Raw genomic sequence first — 14,650 nt, 5'->3', positions numbered from 1 at the left:
TAAATCGCAATAGGTGAGCATAAATTCATAATTATAAATATTCTGTTTAGGGGTAAATGAATTTACAAACACCTATTAGAAAATTTTCATAGCTAAATGAAGAAAGTATACGTAGGAATGGGGACAGACCTCATCCACCATGGACACATAAATATTATTGAAGTAGCTCGTGAGCTTGGAGAAGTGACTGTTGGTCTCCTCTCAGATAAAGCAGTAAGCAAATACAGCCGCACGCCGTTTTTATCTTACGATGAGCGAAAGAAAATCCTCGAGAATCTCAAGGGAGTGAAGGAAGTAATCCTTCAGGAGGATTTGGATTACGAAAAAAATCTTCGTGACCTTAAGCCCGATTATGTGGTTCACGGAACTGATTGGAAAACAGGCCCACAGAAACATATACGCGAGAAGGTGATTAAACTTCTGGAAGAGTGGGGCGGAGAGCTGGTAGAGCCTGAATATACCTCAGGTATTTCTTCCACCGGCTTAAGACAGGCAATGAAGGAAGTTGGAACTACTCCGGACATCCGAAGAAGGATGTTGAGAAGACTTCTTGAGTCAAAAGATATTGTTCGTGTGCTTGAAGCTCATAATGGGATATCTGCATTGATCGTAGAAGAAACGAAAGTGGATGCTGGAAACGAATCACGTGAATTTGATGCCATGTGGGTAAGCTCTCTGACTGATTCTACAGCGAAAGGAAAACCGGATACGGAATATGTTGACAGAACTTCACGGTTCAATACCATCAATGATATCCTGGATGTAACTACCAAACCAATTATACTGGATGGAGATACAGGGGGAGTTACAGAGCACTTCGCTTTATTGGTGAAAAACTTAGAGCGTTTAGGTGTTTCTGCTGTAATCATCGAAGATAAGGTTGGACTGAAAAGAAATTCACTTTTTGGCACAGAAGTGAAACAAGAACTGGATACGATCGAAGGTTTTTGCGAAAAAATCAATTCAGGAAAAAAAGCTCAGGTCACCGAGGACTTCATGATTATTGCCCGTCTGGAGAGTCTAATAGCCGAGCATGGAATGGAAGATGCACTAAAAAGAGCCAAGGCTTACATTGAAGCTGGTGCTGATGCTATCATGATCCACAGCCGCCATAAGGACGGTTCTGAGATCATGGAGTTCATGAAGCATTACCAGGAGTTTGAGTATAAAGTTCCGGTTGTTTCTGTGCCTTCTTCATATAATCAGTTTACAGAAGATGAATTAAAAGAAGCAGGTTTCAGTATTGTGATTTATGCGAACCATTTGCTTCGGGCGGCATTCCCTGCGATGAAGAAAACAGCGGAATCGATTTTGGAAAACAAGCGCTCGAAAGAGGCAGATGAATACTGCATGTCGATCAAAGAAATCCTGACTATACTCCCTAATTAAACAATGCTAAACCCTCAGAATTTTTTAAAAGCAATCCGATCTCAGGGCATTGAGTTTTCAGCAGGCGTACCTGATTCCTTGCTGAAAGATTTTTGTTCAGTGATGACTGATGAAGGCTCAGACATCATCGCAGCAAATGAAGGAGGAGCTATTGCATTAGCAATGGGTCATCACCTCGCTACTGGTAAAATTCCGTTGGTGTACATGCAGAATTCCGGTTTTGGAAACTGCGTGAACCCACTGACTTCTCTGGCTGATAGTGATGTGTATTCAATCCCGATGTTGCTGATGATTGGCTGGAGGGGAGAGCCTGGCGTGAAAGATGAACCTCAGCACGTGAAGCAAGGACGTATTTCTGAGGAACTGTTGCAAGCAATGGAGATTCCATATGTCATTCTTTCTGAGGAAGAGTCTGAAGCAGAAAAACAACTGGAAGAGGCTGTCAACACAATGGGAGAAGCGAATGCTCCTTACGCTTTATTAGTAAGAAAGGGAACGTTTGAGAAATATAAGCTTCAGACCAAAGTGGAGAATCCATATACGATCAACCGTGAGGAAGTTATCGAATGGATGCTAAAGGAGATGGAGGAGGAGGCAGTAATTGTTTCTACTACTGGAAAATCTTCCCGTGAAGTGTTTGAGATCAGAGCACGAAACAACATGGGTCATGGCAAAGATTTTCTTACCGTTGGAGGCATGGGTCATGCTTCACAAATATCTTTGGGCATAGCCTTGGGTAAAAAGAATCGACCGGTTTACTGCCTGGATGGAGATGGTGCTATGATCATGCACATGGGAGCTAGTGCGATTGTTGGCAATCAATCGGTTAGCAATTACAAGCATATCCTTATCAATAATGGCTGTCACGAGTCGGTGGGTGGTCAGGCAACTGTGGGTTTTGCTATTGACTTCCAAAAAATCGCAGAGGCATCAGGCTACAAACAAACCTGGTTGGTGGATAAAATGGATGACTTACCTGCTGTTTGGAAAAAATTCCAGCAAGCGGATGGTCCAGTGATGCTGGAAGTAAGAACCACAGAAGCTTCCAGAGCTGATCTAGGAAGACCTACTACCACACCGGTTCAGAACAAGGAAGCTTTCATGAAAAACCTTAGCAACTAATAAGATGCTACACAAAAAAGAACTTGATCGTAAAATATTACTAAATCCAGGCCCAGCCACCACCTCTCAGCGAGTGAAGGAAGCACAACTGGTTTCAGATATCTGTCCGAGAGAGAAAGAGTTTGGACAAGTGATGCACGATATCTGTGACGGTATCCTGAAAGTGGGCAGTGCCCAGGAAACCCACCGGGTAGCGCTTTTTGGAGCGAGCGGAACCGGTGCGATGGAAGCCTGCATGGTTTCTGCCATTGGCAAAGACGATCATGTGTTGATCATCACGAATGGAGCATACGGAATCCGAATTAAAGCGATTTGTGATGGTTATGGATTGAAGAGTACTTCCATGTTTGAGTTTGGTGATTATCCTGAGCCAGCAAAAATTAAAGAGGCCCTTTCCTCAGGGGAGTACACCCACTTGGCGATGGTACACCATGAGACATCAACAGGAATGATGGATCCATTAGAGGAAGTCGCTGAAATATGTAAGAAAGCAGAGGTGAAATACATTGTGGATGCTATGAGCTCATTTGGGGCTTACCCAATGAATTTGGCTGAGCTTGAAATCGATTATTTATTCTCCAGCTCCAACAAGTGTATCCATGGGATGGCAGGTCTTTCTTTCGTGATTTTTCACAAGGATCGAACAGAGGATCTAAAAAATAATGGTACTGGCTTTTACTTTGATGTATACAAACAATGGGACAACCTGCAGAAAAAAGATCAGCTTCGATTTACTCCACCAGTGCAAACCAGTTATGCGTTCCACGAGGCAATTAAAGAGCATGAAGAGGAAGGGTTAGAAAATCGCTGGAAACGCTATCAGGCTAACTGGCAGAAACTATATGATGGGTTCACCGAACTTGGTTTCACACCTTTCTTGCCGCTAGAGCAGGAGTCTAAAATACTACTTGCCTTGAATCTGGACAAGCCCGGATTGGACTTCAACCATTTCCATGATTACCTCTATGAAAAAGGGATCACAATTTACCCGGGGGTGATACCTGAGAGCAAGACATTTCGTGTCGCTGTGATAGGAGATCTTTACGAAGGGGACATGGATTACGTGATGGAGAAAGTGCAGGCTTACTTCAAGTAAACCTCATTTACTTCTTTAGAAACTTCCGACCAGTCGTACTTTTTCACTTCCTCCAGGCCATGTGTTGAAAGCTCTTTTCGAATGGAAGAAGGAATCAATTTTTCAATGCAGGAAGCAAACCCCTCCAGATTCCCAGGCTCAGCAAATCCAATGTTCATCTCCCCGGTGATTACATTTTTGTAGCCTGCATTAGCATAACCCGCGATGGGTGTTCCAACTGCCATTGATTCGAGGAGAACAATACCAAAGCTTTCACCATAAAGCGCAGGTGCCAGATATATGTCAGACTCTTTAAGCAATCGATATTTTTCTTCTTCACTAACAAAGCCTAGCAATTTCACATCAACCAGCGAGTGATCTTTGATATACTGTTCCACTTCGGCTCGTCCGTCACCATCACCGGCGATCAGAAGCTTCATTTGGGGATATCGTTGCTTAAGTTGATGAAAAGCCTGTAGCGCATGCATCACCCCTTTGCGAGGTTCTAAGCGACCCATGAAAAACATCTGGAAATAGTCATCATTCCTCATATTTTTCTTAGGTGCTATTTTCTCAATTTCATCCAAATCAATTCCATTGGGAATGATATGTATTTTTCGTTTAGAGAAACGCGAAATAAACTGTGACTGGCTTTTTGAGACACTTATAACTTGATCTAAAAACTTAAATATCCCTTTAGCAACTGCCGGCATGATCCAGTCCCCAACAAACTGACTTTTAGGTGTATCGTGAAAAGTAGCTACCTGTTTTGCCTTTGAGTGCTTTAATACCTGAAGTGGAACAAACGGGTTCCAGATCGTATGATAATGAATGACATCAAATGATTCTTCTTTAAGAAAAGCCTTTAAAGCTTGCTTTTCATCACCTAACGCGATATTCACATCAATCTTAGTCCCACCAATATTCACCGACCTGTTGCGTCCAAAAAAGTGAACATTCTGCTCTTCTACTAAACTGGAGTTAATATTAGGTGCGATGATTTTAACTTGATGACCTATCATTGCAAGATGTTTGGACAAACTCACAATGTGAGACTTAACACCACCAGGGCGTGAGAAATCATATGGACATACAAGCGCGATCTTCATTGGATTCTTTCATTCAGATATGGAAGGTGGCGGTGTTTGTGATCGTTATGATCTTGGCCGGTTTCCAAACTCAGGCTCAAAATAAATCATATCCATTCAAACCAGGAGAGAAACTGACCTATAACATGAAGTTTGGGTGGTTTAATATTGGAGAAGCTGTTGTTTGGCTCGATCCGGAATTCCATTATCCCAATGGAAAGAAAAAACCTCACTATAAAATTCAGTTTACAGTATCTACTGCAAGTTGGTTTAAAGTCTTTTCCAAATTGAGTATTTGCATGGAATCACTGATAGAAGCAAGTACACTTCAGCCGCTACGATCAGATAGAGATATGGAAGGTAAGGGCAAAATAGATATTAGGCATGATTACTTTTCCTATGCAGACTCCATTTCTGTGAAAGCATACATTGAAGACATTGATACTTGGAGGTATCACAAATTTCCATCTGGGAATACGCCGGTTCGTGATGCTTTAAGCACTTATATGTGGTTAAGAAGTAGAGATAAATCTCAGTTTACCAAGACAGTTGAGGTACGAACGTTTTTTTCCAATGACCTCTATGAGTTTAAAATGCTACCGGGAAGTAGTACTACTCATAGATATGACAGTCGAAAAGTCAGTGCCCTCGAGTTTGGTCTGGACTTCCCCGAAGGAGAGTATTTTGATAGTGGTAAAACAGGAAGAGTGATTATGAGCGATGATCTAAACAGATTCCCACTAAGATTAGAAATCGATATGACTGTCGGTTCTTTCGTTTTCGACTTGGAGAAAGTAGAGTATATGGATTAGGTTCAGTTACTTTGCTCCACAAAAGTTTCTAATTGGTAAAATCAAGAATTTTATTGGGATCTGATGCCTTTATGAATAGGCTAAAGGAAGTTGCTAGCAAAGCAAAGGAGTCCTTTTATGCCCAGGCAATGACCTTCGAAGGGGATGAGGCTGGAAAGTGGCTGATTGAGTTGATGAAATCAAGTCCAGCTAAGCAAAAAAAGCTCTTGATTGATAGCTACTCTAAGTTGGTCATAAATGATCACTTTGTTCCGTCATTCAAATATCTGCTCAATCAGGAATTCAGAGACGAGGTAAAAGCAACCTCTCGCCTAGTGAGAAAAGCACGAGAAAATGGAATTGAGGTAAAATTCACCAATCCGATAGGGTTTTTGGCTTTGAAATACCCACTTCGGAATCATAAGAAAATGGTCATCGTCGATGACGAGACAAGCTTTCTGGGAGGTATTAACTTCAGTGATCACAACTTTGACTGGCATGATATGATGGTGGAAGTGTCGGACCAAAAATTGGGCTCTAGTTTGATTGAAGATTTTGAGCTGACTTGGGATGGACATAATCAATCAAGAGTCATCGATACCGATCAGGGTCAGTTATTCCTTTTTAATGGTTCAAGGAGTAAAACGCTCTACGATGATTTTTTCAATCACATAAGAGGTGCCAAAAAACATGTACAGGTGATCTCACCTTATATTTCTGAGCCATTATTAGGGGTATTGCGTTCGATAGCTGACAAGGGTGTAGAGATCACGGTTATTTCTCCACAAGAGAACAACAAGTCGATCTTTAAGAACATCATTTTATCGGAGCAGGAAAAAGGTTATTTCCATTTAAAGGAGTATCCTGGCATGTCACATATGAAGGCCATTTTGATAGATGATGGAAAATTGATTTTTGGGAGTAGTAATTATGACTTGGTGAGCTACTACTTTGAGCAAGAGGTAGTTTTTGTGTCTGAGGATAAGAATCTGATACAAGATTTCAAACAAAAGGTGCTGGCAGATGTGGGTGAATTCAATGCTGAGTCGGTTTCAGTATTTGGAAAACGAAAGGCAGATTTTCTGATGGGAATGCTCAATAAAGTAGGTGGGTTTATGTCAAGAACTTTTTTACGTCCCCATTAGTTAATCCTGACGAAAAATAAACTGAATTCTTGTCAAGATTTAATCCACACGTACCGACGCTTTCTGTCGGTATCGTCTGATTACACAATAGAGTTCAATTGCGTAATTACGGTTAAATTTGCGGTTGATTATGAAGGACTTAGATTTTATACGAAGCGAAGAGAAGGAACCTCACTTTCAGCGAAGAAAAGTGATTATGGAGGAGCACCCGGAAGTTAAGAAACTATTTGGGAACGATCCTTCATTGATTTTCAAGACATTATTTGTGGCAGCTCTACAGCTGGCCATTCCCATCTTTTTCCTTCCGGAAAACCCGTGGTTATTCGGCTTGCTGGTATTATTGGTGGGGACTACATTGACTCACATTATCGTATTGGCCGTTCACGAGATCACACACGATCTTGCCTTCAAAAAGAAAGTCTTAAATAATTGGTTGGCCATTGTGGTGAACTTTCCACTCGTTGTGCCATTTGCCATGGCTTTCAAAGCATATCATGCAAAACATCACTGGCATCAAGGCAAAGAAGGAGTCGATACAGACTTGGCGGTATCATGGGAGGCAAGATTTTTTAGAGGCCCAATCGGAAAATTCATTTGGCTGATCATTCAAATTCCGATTTATGCTGTTCGTCCTTTATTTGTTCACCCGATGGTGCCTGATAAGTGGCAAATCATCAATGCCATCGTGCAGATTTCTGCGATGGTAGGATTCTACTTTCTTGCTGGATGGGAGGGACTGCTATACTTGGGACTTTCAACGGCATTAGCTACCGGGTTACACCCTATTTCGGGTCACTTTGTGGCGGAACACTTTGTTTATAAAGAGGGCCAGGAGACATATTCCTATTACGGCTGGTGGAACAAGCTAATCTGGAATGTGGGCTATCACAATGAGCACCATGATTTTCCTACCATACCAGGTTCAAAGCTTCCGGAATTGAAAAAAATTGCTTCCGAGCACTATGACAATCTTTACGCCCATAAAAGCTATTCGAAGGTTATCTGGCAGTTTTTGTTTGACAACAAGATTTCTCTATTCTCAAGGGTGAAGCGAAATAAATAATCAATGCTCAACTACTTTAAGAGGAGGTATAAAAACCACTTGAATAAGGTGCTATCCACCGTTAAGTTAATAGATGTAGAAGAGCGTTACGATCTTCATTTTAGTCGTTTCTACGGGCTGTATTTTGCTAATGTGGCAAAATGGTTGAAGATGACGCCTACACAGGTTTCTATCATCAGTTTAGTAATTGGTGTAGTTGGCGGAACTTTATTTTATTATCAAGATGCTTTGTGGATTGTTGCTTTGGGTGGCTTTTTGGTAACCTGGGCAGGCATATTAGATAGCGCTGACGGACAGCTCGCCCGAATGACTGGTCAGTCCTCTGAGCTTGGGCGCCAGATTGATGGTCTGATCGATAATCTGGTGTTTATCTCATGTTACATTGGAGGTACACTTTATCTCATCCCTATTTATGGATACTGGATACTTCTGTTGATGGTTGCGGCTGGGCTGGCGCATAGCTACAAGGCAGGGTTATATGAATTTTATAAATCTGAATACATTTATTTAGTTGGGAAGTCTCAGGCAGGATATATCCCTTTGACTAAGGATGAAATCAAGCCAACAGGTGATAAATGGCATCATAAAATCATGCATTATATCAATCTGGATTATACAGGTAAGCAGATAAGCTCAACTACACGATCTCCGGAAGAGCGAAAAAGGATGCGTGAACTTGCTGAGAGTAATCCTAATGAGTTCGATCCGCTCTATAGAAAATGGAATTTCAAGATGCTATTTTGGTGGGCATGGCTTGGTGGTAGCAATACCCACCGGAATGCGATGGTAATTTCTGCGCTCTTTGGGAGGTTTGATATCTATCTGGCAGCCAGTCTGGTTTGGACATTAGGCTACCTACCTCTTAATATCATGCAGAGGAAATACGATCAAAAATTATTGAAGGAGTTAACCAACTAGATTAGGCAGTCTTTTGCAAAACTACGTCGATTGAATCCTGCACGGTATTCATCTCGCCAATCACGTCATCATCAATCATGATGTCGAATTTATCCTCAATATCAAGTACGATATCAACGATGTGTGCAGAATTAATCATTAAATCATTGATTAGGTGCTTATCTTCAGACACCTCTGTAGCCATTACATCTTCAGGTAGGTAAGGCTTGATAATATTAATCAGGTCGGTTTTAACAGTTTCTCTAGTCATCATTCTTTGTATTTCCTTAAAACGAGCGCGCAATTTAAATCACCAAAGCCAAAATTAGCCTTGATAATAGTGTTTACTTCCTTGTCTTGGCAACTCGTTGGGATACAACCCCCAAAAATTTCTGAAGAAATTTCAGGATGAATGTTTTCGACGTTCAAATTGGCGTGTACAAAGTCTTTGTGCAGTTGCAAAACACTGGCAACCAGCTCTACCGAACCAGCTCCTGCTACTGCATGACCGATCATAGATTTGGGTGTGTTGATCATTGGAAAATCCTCTCCAGATCTTCCCAATGCGGCTACCCAATTTCTTATTTCAGCAGGATCACCCTTTGTTGAGGTGAGGTGTCCATTGATTAAGTCAATTTCTTTAGAATCAATATCAGAGACTCTTATTGCTCTCTTAATGCAATCCTGCACTGCTTCAGGATTTGCAGCGGTCATTGTACCACCGCTCCGCTGGCCACCGGAGTTCACATGCCCTCCTAATATTTCTCCATAAATTTTAGCACCTCTTGCCTTAGCACTTTTCAGTGTTTCCAATACTAATGCACCTGAGCCCCCAGCGGGAACAAATCCGGAAGAGGAATCACTCATCGGGCGAGACCCAAACTCCGGATTATCGTTAGAATTTGAACAGAGCACGCGCATCGCGTCGAATGCGGCCCAGATGTATCTTCCATCACCTTCGGTACTTCCACAAATCATACGATCCGCTTTTCCAAGAGCTAAATGCTCATATCCCATTAAAACTGCCTCTGAACCTGTAATACATGCAGAGGAATTAGATTGGATTCTATTTCCTAGACCTAAAATATTGTTAAGATAAGCGGCAGCACCGCTATTCATACACTCTGAGATAGTACGTGACCCCAATTTTCTGCTCTCCCCATTGTCGATAGGGTATGCCGGAAAATCTCGATTGATAAAGCTGTCAAAGCTTAGATCTCCAGCGCCAAAAATCATTCCTGAGTTGTAGTCTGTATTTTCTGTGTTTGGCTCAAGCCCTGCATCTCCCCATGCTTCAACTCCAGCCAGCATGGCATAAAGAATGCCTTTATTGGTGATTTTTTCCGCCAGTAATCTGGGGAGGTGATCGCCAAGATTGACAGAAGAAAGATCCGGTGCTCCACCAATTTGGCACCTGAGATTGATGCTATCTAATTCCGGCCAATGCTTGATTCCGGATTTTCCTTCTCGAAGTGCTTTCTCATAATTATCAACACCAATAGCATTGGCTGATACGACTCCTAATCCGGTTATTACAACTCTATGTTTTTCCAAAATTTACGCTTCTGATTTTACCACCATCCCTGCTAACTCTCCTTTGGCCACCACAGTTCCATCTTCTTTTTTGCAGGAAACAGTGCATTTCAACTTTCCAAAGCGAAAATAGACTTTTTTTGACTCAACAATAAGCTTGTCTTCAGGGATTACTTTGTATAAGAAATCTACATTGGCGCTAGTAAAGGCAGGTAAAACTCTCGAATCCTCATCTAAATCCATCAAATGCATAGCTAGCGTTACCAGCCCGATCTGGCACATAATCTCTGTTAAGATCACACCCGGAACGACCGGATTTCCAGGAAAATGACCTTCCAAAAAAAACTCGTCTTTTCTGATAGTGTAATTTCCTATAGCACCCTCCTCATTGATGGATGTGATCTCATCCACAAACAGAAAGGGACGTTTGTACGGAAGAAGCTTTAATATTTTATCGTAAGCACTCATATCAAATGTTCTCCACCATCCACATGTATCAGCGCCCCATTTATCCAGCTGGCTTCAGGTTGTGCCAGAAGAAAAATGGTGTTGGCTACATCCTCAGGTGTAGTGAGTCTCTTGTATGGGTTTCGATTTTTCGACTGTTCTATCAATTCTTCAGATCCCGGAATTAACCTCAAGGAAGGTGTATCAGTCACTCCGGCTTGAATGATATTGACCGTCATGCCTTTCGGGGCAAGCTCAATAGCAAGGTATCTGGAAAGTGTTTCGAGCGTGGATTTTGCTAGTGCTACTGCGCCATAGCCTTCCCAGAATTTATCGTTCCCCTCGGAAGTTAAAGTCAGTATTCGGGTACCTTCTCCGATTAGATTTTTATTTAGAAGTTCATCCACCCAAACTCTAAGATTCGTCCCCATCGCATCTATGGTTAAAGCTAAATCTTGTGAATTTAGTTTTGGTCCATCAGAAATGAATGGTTTTAGGTTTCCCCTGGAAACGGCGTGGAGTACAACATCATATTTTTTAACATCACTTTCAGCAATGGAGCCAATACACTCATGAATTTTCTCTGCATTGGTTGCATCGATGTTAAAGTTGGAAACAGAGATATCGTGACCGGATTTCAATTCATTCATCACAGATTCCAGGTCAGCCAAGCCTTGGCGTCTGTCCCTATGGATAATGGTGATATTACAACCATGAGAAGCAAGCTTTTTTACAGTGGCCAAACCGATCCCGCTGGATCCACCAATGATCAATGCATGTTTGCCTTTTAATTCCATGTGGTGAAACTACAAAAAATGGCTAGAAATGTTTGATAAAGCAGGAGCGCTTTATTTTACCAATATCAATATCAAACTCACTCCAGGTGTTTAGCACGTTTTTGTTGTCCTCCAGCATCGGACCGGAGGCCATGTATTTAATACCATGCTTTTCGTAAACCTTTTGCAAATAATCGAAAATAAGCGCATGCACGCCCAACTTTTGATATTCTGGTTTCACACCAATCAAAAACAGATCGGCCGTATCATTGTAATAAAAAGCTTTCAGTACATGGATGAAGCCAAAAGGATAGAGGGAGCCCTTTGCCTTTTGAAATGCTTTTGAGAGAGACGGTAGCGTCAGTGCGAACCCTACCACTTCATCCGCTTCATTTACGATGACGCACACAAAATCTTTTCGGATGAAACCGAAATATTGCTCAACATAGTAATCTATTTGCTTTTGTGTGAGAGGGATGTAGCCGTAAAGGTTTGAGTAGGCTTCATTTAAAACTTCAAATACCCCGGGAGCATATTTGAGAATCTCTTTGGTGTTTTTGAAATCCTTAATTTTTACTTTATAGCGATCTTGAATAAGCTTCACCACCCGACTTACCTTTTCAGGGTTTTTGGTTGGAGCTTTTCCTCTAAGCTCTACCCAGGTGGCAGCAATCTCCATATTCCAGGCGCGGAAATGATCAATATAATAGGAGTGATTGTAAATGGTTGCTTGAGTTGCGATTTGATCAAAGCCTGAGATCAGTGCTCCTTCAAAATCCAAATCGGTAAAGCCCATAGGTCCATGAATAGCTTTTGCTCCTTTGGTTTCCGCCCATTTTTTAGCTGTGGTGAACAATAGTTGTGAAACCTCTTTGTCATCTATGAAATCGATCCAACCAAATCGAGCCAACGATTTCTCTTTGAGCTCTGGTTCTAAAATGATAGCTGCTATTCTACCTACTATATTTCCATCCTTTTCAACTACCCAATATTGAGCCTCCGCATGATCGAAAGCCGGGTTTTTATCCTTGCGTAGGGTGCTCATTTCAAATTCGATGAGCGGAGTGACGTAGTATGGATTGCCTTTATAGAGATCAAAAGGGAACTTAATGAATTGCTTGAGCTCCTTTTTAGTGTTGACTTCCTTTATTTTAAGTGACATCAGATGAGGTTGTTTTCCCGGTAGTATTTGAGTGCGTCTTCAAAGCCTTCCTTCAAAGATATTTCAGGCTTTACAGATGAGTGCTTTAAATCTGTAGTGTGAAGATCCCAGTGCTGAGATATCTCATCAAATTTTTCAAGTGTAATTCCAGGTCGTTTGTTGATCAGTTTGTGCCACACATCAGAGGAGCCCATCGAAAACTTAGCCAGCCATTTCGGGAGAGGGAAAGTTCTGATCTTTTTTTGAAAAAGGACTGTGAAGATTTCAACAAAATCCTTGTGAAGATATGTCTGTCCGTCATTGTAATGTAAAGGACCAGTCTCTTTTTGTATATCCTGAACGACCATACGTGCCAGATCGGCTCCATGGATCATACTCATGCGTTGGGTAGAGTCAGTGACTGGGTAAACACCCATTTTTGCCCCTTTAAATAACGGTAAGAATGCCTCATCTCCTGCACCATATATCGCTGTAGGACGTACCAGAAGATGTTTGTTCATCTTTTCTTCAATTACCTGCTCTGCTTGTAATTTGCTGTGGCCATAATGAGAAACCGGCTTCTTGGTATTTGCCGGGCCATGTGCGGCATAAGAGGAAGTGTAGACAAATGTTCCATCATCTTTTAGTAGGTCGGTTTCTAGTAGCGCATCACAAATGGTCGTAGTTAATCCAACGTTTACCTGATAGTACTCATCATCCTTAAGGCTCACGGTCATGCCTGCATTGTGCAGGAAAAAGTCTATTTGACCAGCTTCCTTTTTGATATCGGAAAACTGGGAGGCTAGCTCTTTTCGGTAATCAACAGTTTTTAAATGAAGGTTCTCACTTTCGGGTAGGAGTGTGGTATTGGCGCCTGCTCGTATTAAAGCATAAACCTCCATCTGCTGACGGAGGCATTCTTTCACTAAGTATGATCCAAGAAAACCATTGGCTCCAGTGATCGCTACTTTCAATTTAAGCTACTTCGGTTTGACGTTTCACTTCAAGTTCGTTTGCTACCTTCAAAATCTTGTCAATAGCAATGTCGATTTGTTCGATGGTATGAGTTGCCATCAATGAGAATCGAATGAGCGTATCTGAAGGTGCAACTGCCGGGGCTACAACAGGGTTGACAAAAACGCCTTCTTCAAATAGACGCATCGTCATCTTGTAAGCTTTTTCATTGTCCCGAATGTAGATTGGAATGATAGGAGTTTCTGCAGCTCCGGTATCAAAGCCAAGCTCGTTTAATCTCTTTAAGGAATAATTAGTGTTTTCCCACAACTTCAACCTTCTAGAATCATCGGTCTCCATGATATCCAATGCGGCTAGAGTTGCGGCAGTGGATGAAGGAGTCATGCTCGCACTGAATATCAGTGAACGTGCTACATGTTTAATGTATTGAATTGTTTCCTTATCTCCAGCTACAAACCCTCCTAAAGAGGCTAAAGATTTACTAAACGTACCACCGATCAGTTCAACTTCGTCATTTAATCCAAAATGATCCGGAGTGCCTCGACCATGATCTCCCAGAACGCCAATAGCATGAGCACAATCTGTCATTACAGATGCTTTGTATTTTTTTGCCAGCTCTACGATTTCTGGAACTTTAGCAATATTTCCCTCCATGCTATAGATGCCATCCACAACGATGATTCGGTTATTTGCATCCTGCAGTTGTGACAATCGCTTTTCTAATGATTGCATGTCGTTGTGACGAAAAATAATCGTAGAAGCATCACTCAACTTAGCTCCTTCATAAATGGAAGCATGATTCATTCGATCTAAAAGAAGGGCATCTCCTTGCTTGGCAATGGAAGGAAGGACCCCAAGGTTTACCTGAAATCCAGTACTAAAAACAAGTGCTTCTTCTTTGTTAAGGAATTTTGCCAGACGATGCTCAAGCTCTTCATGCATATCTGTGGTTCCATTTAGAAAACGGGAACCTGAACAACTTGATCCGTACTTTCTTACAGCTGCCTCTGCAGCCTCAACCACCTTAGGGTGTGTAGTTAAGCCCAAATAGCTGTTTGACCCAAACATCAAAACATCCTTCCCATTCACCTTCACTTCAGTCTCTTGCTTGGACTGGAAAGTTCGGAAAAACGCATAATATCCGTTCTTCTTCGCGTCCTCTGCTAGCTTGAAGCTTGAAAATCGTTCTCTCAGAAAATTCCCCATTC

At 41.8% G+C, this 14,650-nt stretch carries 15 protein-coding genes; 7 read left to right on the top strand and 8 right to left on the bottom strand.

Going from position 1 to position 14,650, the window contains the following annotated elements; all coding sequences use genetic code 11:
* Nucleotides 1–96: 96 nt before the first annotated feature.
* Genes aepX through ACQK2H_RS18700 form a run of 3 tightly spaced genes read left to right on the top strand, consistent with a single transcriptional unit; the run spans nt 97 to nt 3,607 of the window.
* Nucleotides 97–1,389, top strand: a complete 1,293-nt coding sequence (aepX, locus tag ACQK2H_RS18710; RefSeq protein ID WP_425392908.1) for a phosphoenolpyruvate mutase — start codon at nt 97–99, stop codon at nt 1,387–1,389.
* A gap of 3 nt (nt 1,390–1,392) precedes the next feature.
* On the top strand, nt 1,393–2,511 hold the full coding sequence (aepY, locus tag ACQK2H_RS18705) for a phosphonopyruvate decarboxylase (protein WP_425392907.1): 1,119 nt from the start codon (nt 1,393–1,395) through the stop codon (nt 2,509–2,511).
* A gap of 4 nt (nt 2,512–2,515) precedes the next feature.
* Complete coding sequence (locus ACQK2H_RS18700) at nt 2,516–3,607, top strand: 2-aminoethylphosphonate aminotransferase (protein ID WP_425392906.1); 1,092 nt, start codon at nt 2,516–2,518, stop codon at nt 3,605–3,607.
* Here ACQK2H_RS18700 and ACQK2H_RS18695 read toward each other — a convergent pair.
* Nucleotides 3,595–4,695 (bottom strand): glycosyltransferase family 4 protein, encoded by a 1,101-nt coding sequence (locus ACQK2H_RS18695; protein ID WP_425392905.1) that lies wholly within the window; start codon nt 4,693–4,695, stop codon nt 3,595–3,597. The two genes, ACQK2H_RS18700 and ACQK2H_RS18695, sit on opposite strands and share 13 nt — an antisense overlap.
* On the opposite strand from ACQK2H_RS18695, the gene ACQK2H_RS18690 reads away from it, so the two are divergent.
* The 4 genes from ACQK2H_RS18690 (at nt 4,671) to ACQK2H_RS18675 (ending at nt 8,591) form a co-directional block, all read left to right on the top strand.
* Nucleotides 4,671–5,486, top strand: a complete 816-nt coding sequence (locus tag ACQK2H_RS18690) for a DUF3108 domain-containing protein (protein ID WP_425392904.1) — start codon at nt 4,671–4,673, stop codon at nt 5,484–5,486. The genes ACQK2H_RS18695 and ACQK2H_RS18690 overlap by 25 nt on opposite strands.
* 71 nt (nt 5,487–5,557) lie before the next feature.
* Nucleotides 5,558–6,610: a phospholipase D-like domain-containing protein gene (locus tag ACQK2H_RS18685; RefSeq protein ID WP_425392903.1), complete on the top strand. Its 1,053-nt coding sequence runs from the start codon at nt 5,558–5,560 to the stop codon at nt 6,608–6,610.
* 130 nt (nt 6,611–6,740) lie between these two features.
* Nucleotides 6,741–7,673, top strand: coding sequence for a fatty acid desaturase (locus ACQK2H_RS18680; RefSeq protein WP_425392902.1), 933 nt, complete (start codon nt 6,741–6,743; stop codon nt 7,671–7,673).
* Between the two features lie 3 nt (nt 7,674–7,676).
* A complete protein-coding gene (locus ACQK2H_RS18675) occupies nt 7,677–8,591 on the top strand; it encodes a CDP-alcohol phosphatidyltransferase family protein (protein ID WP_425392901.1) in 915 nt (304 codons plus the stop codon).
* A gap of 1 nt (nt 8,592) precedes the next feature.
* Here the strand turns inward: ACQK2H_RS18675 and ACQK2H_RS18670 are convergent, their stop codons facing one another.
* The 7 genes from ACQK2H_RS18670 to ACQK2H_RS18640 are packed head-to-tail and all read right to left on the bottom strand — an operon-like array spanning nt 8,593 to nt 14,648.
* The gene (locus ACQK2H_RS18670; RefSeq protein WP_425392900.1) at nt 8,593–8,841 is read right to left on the bottom strand and encodes an acyl carrier protein; all 249 of its coding nucleotides are present in this window, start codon (nt 8,839–8,841) and stop codon (nt 8,593–8,595) included.
* Complete coding sequence (locus ACQK2H_RS18665; protein WP_425392899.1) at nt 8,841–10,124, bottom strand: beta-ketoacyl-[acyl-carrier-protein] synthase family protein; 1,284 nt, start codon at nt 10,122–10,124, stop codon at nt 8,841–8,843. The genes ACQK2H_RS18670 and ACQK2H_RS18665 overlap by 1 nt, the downstream gene beginning before the upstream one ends.
* A 3-nt stretch (nt 10,125–10,127) precedes the next feature.
* Nucleotides 10,128–10,571, bottom strand: coding sequence for a 3-hydroxyacyl-ACP dehydratase FabZ family protein (locus ACQK2H_RS18660; RefSeq protein WP_425392898.1), 444 nt, complete (start codon nt 10,569–10,571; stop codon nt 10,128–10,130).
* Nucleotides 10,568–11,347, bottom strand: a complete 780-nt coding sequence (locus ACQK2H_RS18655; protein WP_425392897.1) for an SDR family oxidoreductase — start codon at nt 11,345–11,347, stop codon at nt 10,568–10,570. The genes ACQK2H_RS18660 and ACQK2H_RS18655 overlap by 4 nt, the downstream gene beginning before the upstream one ends.
* 22 nt (nt 11,348–11,369) lie before the next feature.
* Nucleotides 11,370–12,488 carry a hypothetical protein gene (locus tag ACQK2H_RS18650; RefSeq protein ID WP_425392896.1) on the bottom strand — a complete coding sequence of 373 codons (1,119 nt, stop codon included), beginning with the start codon at nt 12,486–12,488 and terminating at the stop codon, nt 11,370–11,372.
* The gene (locus ACQK2H_RS18645) at nt 12,488–13,441 is read right to left on the bottom strand and encodes an NAD-dependent epimerase/dehydratase family protein (protein ID WP_425392895.1); all 954 of its coding nucleotides are present in this window, start codon (nt 13,439–13,441) and stop codon (nt 12,488–12,490) included. The genes ACQK2H_RS18650 and ACQK2H_RS18645 overlap by 1 nt, the downstream gene beginning before the upstream one ends.
* A 1-nt stretch (nt 13,442) precedes the next feature.
* Entirely contained in the window at nt 13,443–14,648 is a 1,206-nt protein-coding gene (locus tag ACQK2H_RS18640; RefSeq protein WP_425392894.1) for an aminotransferase class I/II-fold pyridoxal phosphate-dependent enzyme, read from the bottom strand.
* Between the last annotated feature and the right edge of the window lie 2 nt (nt 14,649–14,650).

This window comes from Ekhidna sp. (assembly GCF_965228795.1).
GTDB lineage: Bacteria > Bacteroidota > Bacteroidia > Cytophagales > Cyclobacteriaceae > Ekhidna.
Note: the sequence above shows the minus strand (reverse complement) of the source record. Positions and strands in the feature narration are given on the sequence as shown.